This is a genomic window from Aquisalimonas sp., from assembly GCF_007120195.1.
Taxonomy (GTDB): Bacteria; Pseudomonadota; Gammaproteobacteria; order Nitrococcales; family Aquisalimonadaceae; genus Aquisalimonas.
This window is the reverse complement of the sequence record NZ_SKOG01000240.1, coordinates 1-2,503: the sequence shown is the minus strand read 5'-3', so window position 1 is coordinate 2,503 and position 2,503 is coordinate 1. Positions and strand designations below refer to the sequence as shown.

Sequence of the window (2,503 nt, the reverse complement as noted above, 5' to 3'; positions counted from 1 at the left end):
GTTACCGCGTTGTTGCCGTAGATCTGGCCGGGTACGGCGGCAGCCCACCGTGGGCTGATGACGAGTCCCCGAGCATTGCCGGGGAAGTGGCGCGGCTTGCGGACATCGGCCGCAGGCTGCCTGAGCCTGTGCACTTGGTGGGGCATTCTTACGGTGGGGCCGTGGCGCTTCGGTACGCGCTGAGCGACCCGGGTCGCGTGGCGAGCCTGGTCCTCTACGAGCCAGTGCCTTTCGCTCTACTGAGGCATGGGGCCTCGGGGCGAGCGCCACTTGAGGAGATTCGTTGCGTCGCGACCGCCATCGATGCGGCGATGGCGGCCGGTGAGGTCGGCGTTGCGGCCCGAAGGTTTTTCGACTATTGGTCCGGACAGGGCACGTGGGATCAACTATTACCTGACGTGCAGCAACGCTTGATGCGCCGGATGCGCCCGATCAGCGACAACTTCCGGGCGCTGATGGCTGACGATACCTGTCCGCGGGAATTGGGGCGACTCGCCATGCCGGTGCTGTACCTGGGCGGTGCGGATCCACGCGCGCCCGTAGCCGCGATTCAGGATGTGCTGGAAGTGCATTGTCCGCGCATGGAGAGTTGCATTGACCCCGACCTCGGGCACATGGGGCCGGTGAGCCATCCGCACCGTGTCAATGAGCATGTTGCCCGATTTATCGCGCTTCATGATCATCAGCGCAACGTGCCGTCGCCGGACTGGGTGATCGGCGGCCAAGCCCTACCAGCCCTGGCGTAAAAGGGGGCGGGCGGCGCCGATGCTCGGTGCCGCCCGCGTGTTGCTCGCGTCTGACTCAGCGCAGCACATCTGCGACGTTGACGCGCCCCTCCAGCTGTCCGCCCCGGATGACCGACGAGGACCCGGGGATGGTCAGCAGCCTGGTCGCTGCACGGTTATCTGCCAATACCGTGAATAAAAATGTGTCAACCCCCCGCTCGCTGGCGGCCATCGCCAGTGCCCGCAGTAGTTTTTTGCCGAGCCCGCGCCCCTGGCTGGAATCGGCGACGCTGAAGGCAACCTCGGCGGTCCTCGCGTTCTCGGCGGAGCAGACGAAACGCCCGATGCCAATCAGTCCGGCGTCTGCGAATGCGCCAACGGCAACATGCCGCTGGCCGTCCATGCCACACAACAACCGTAGTAGCGGCGGGCTCAGGGTCTGCAGGCGTTGATGAAAGCGTTGATGCAACGACCGCGGCGACAGGGACTCGAAGAAGGCCTGAATGGTGGCACTGTCCTCGGCATCCAGCAGCCGCAGCCGCACAGGGGTGCCATCCTCCAGTTCGGCGCGTGCGGTATCGGGCGTGGAGATCGGCGAGCCGATCGGCCAGTGCCTGGCGTGGTCGGTCGGATTGTTGATCGCAAGGTCCCCGGGGTTAAGGGCCGTATTGCCGTTCATACGCATGGTCGACTCCAGGTGGAAACCCACCAGTTGCACGTTTCAGGGGCTGCGCCGGAAGCACCCAGGCTTCGTCGGCTCATGGCAGCAGCATGCGTGTGGCGGGTTTCAAGCGGACGTCGCAGCGTTGTTCTAACGTTTCGGAAGTGTTGCGAATGCCCGAGCAGGGCGCCGTGCGGCGATGTGGGCTGCGGCCTGGGCTGCGAACAGCTCCGGGTGACGCGGCCGCGACAGGCCGTTACCGTGACGGGGGTTCGACACTCTAATGGTGGGCAGGAATACGCGGTATGCTAATGCTGAGGACGCGTCCCTGGATAAATTGCTTTTGCACCTGCGCGCCGGCTGGGGCACGCACTGGGAGGTCATCGTGATCATCGTCCATCACCTCGAGAATTCCCGGTCTCAGCGCGTCCTTTGGTTACTCGAAGAGCTGGCTCTGGAGTATGAGATCAAACGCTACGCCCGTAACCCGAAGACGATGCTGGCTCCTCCTGAGCTCAAGGAGGTGCACCCGCTGGGCAAGTCGCCGGTGATCAGCGACGGTGACAATGTGGTGGCGGAGTCAGGCGCCATCATCGAGTATCTGGTGGAACATCACGGTAATGGCTCGCTGGCGCCAGCTCGGGGGACGCCTGAACGGTTACGCTACACTTATTACCTGCATTATGCGGAAGGCTCCGCGATGCCGCCGCTGCTGCTGATGTTGGTGTTCAACCGGTTGCCGGTGATGGCACCAACACTCATCCGGCCACTCGTGCGAGGCGTTGCCAATACGGTCAAGGGCCATTTCATTGAGCCACAGATCGCGCTGCATCTCGGCTACCTCGAGAGCGAACTTGAGCTGCGTGATTGGTTCGCAGGTGATGCCTTTTCGGCAGCCGATATTCAGATGAGTTTCCCGCTGGAAGCAGCGGCGGCGCGGGGTGGGCTCAATGAGCGCTATCCGCGGTTGAGCGCGTTTCTGGAGCGTGCGCACGCACGCCCCGCTTACCAGCGGGCCCTGGAAAAGGGCGGCCCCTACCAATTGATGAGCTGAGGGTGCTCAGCTTCCCCTGTATAGCGAGTTTCAGATCACCGCAAAGGCGCAGTGGCCCGACCG

Annotated in this window: 3 protein-coding genes; 2 read left to right on the top strand and 1 reads right to left on the bottom strand. The window is 63.7% G+C overall.

The window, feature by feature from the left end:
- Positions 1-746 (top strand): alpha/beta hydrolase (locus QZT63_RS16980; RefSeq protein ID WP_290652793.1); only part of this gene is annotated, 746 nt, incomplete at its 5' end.
- A 55-nt stretch (positions 747-801) separates the two neighbouring features.
- On the opposite strand, the gene QZT63_RS16975 is transcribed toward QZT63_RS16980, so the two are convergent.
- Complete coding sequence (locus QZT63_RS16975) at positions 802-1,410, bottom strand: GNAT family N-acetyltransferase (protein ID WP_290652789.1); 609 nt, start codon at positions 1,408-1,410, stop codon at positions 802-804.
- A gap of 319 nt (positions 1,411-1,729) precedes the next feature.
- Here QZT63_RS16975 and QZT63_RS16970 point away from each other — a divergent pair, with 319 nt between their 5' ends.
- On the top strand, positions 1,730-2,440 hold the full coding sequence (locus QZT63_RS16970; RefSeq protein WP_290652787.1) for a glutathione S-transferase: 711 nt from the start codon (positions 1,730-1,732) through the stop codon (positions 2,438-2,440).
- The last annotated feature ends 63 nt before the right edge of the window (positions 2,441-2,503 follow it).

What these genes read in the sequence shown, in the direction of transcription:
- QZT63_RS16975 (WP_290652789.1), bottom strand. Translation starts at nt 1,410, where the DNA reads ATGCGTATGAACGGCAATACGGCCCTTAACCCCGGGGACCTTGCGATC.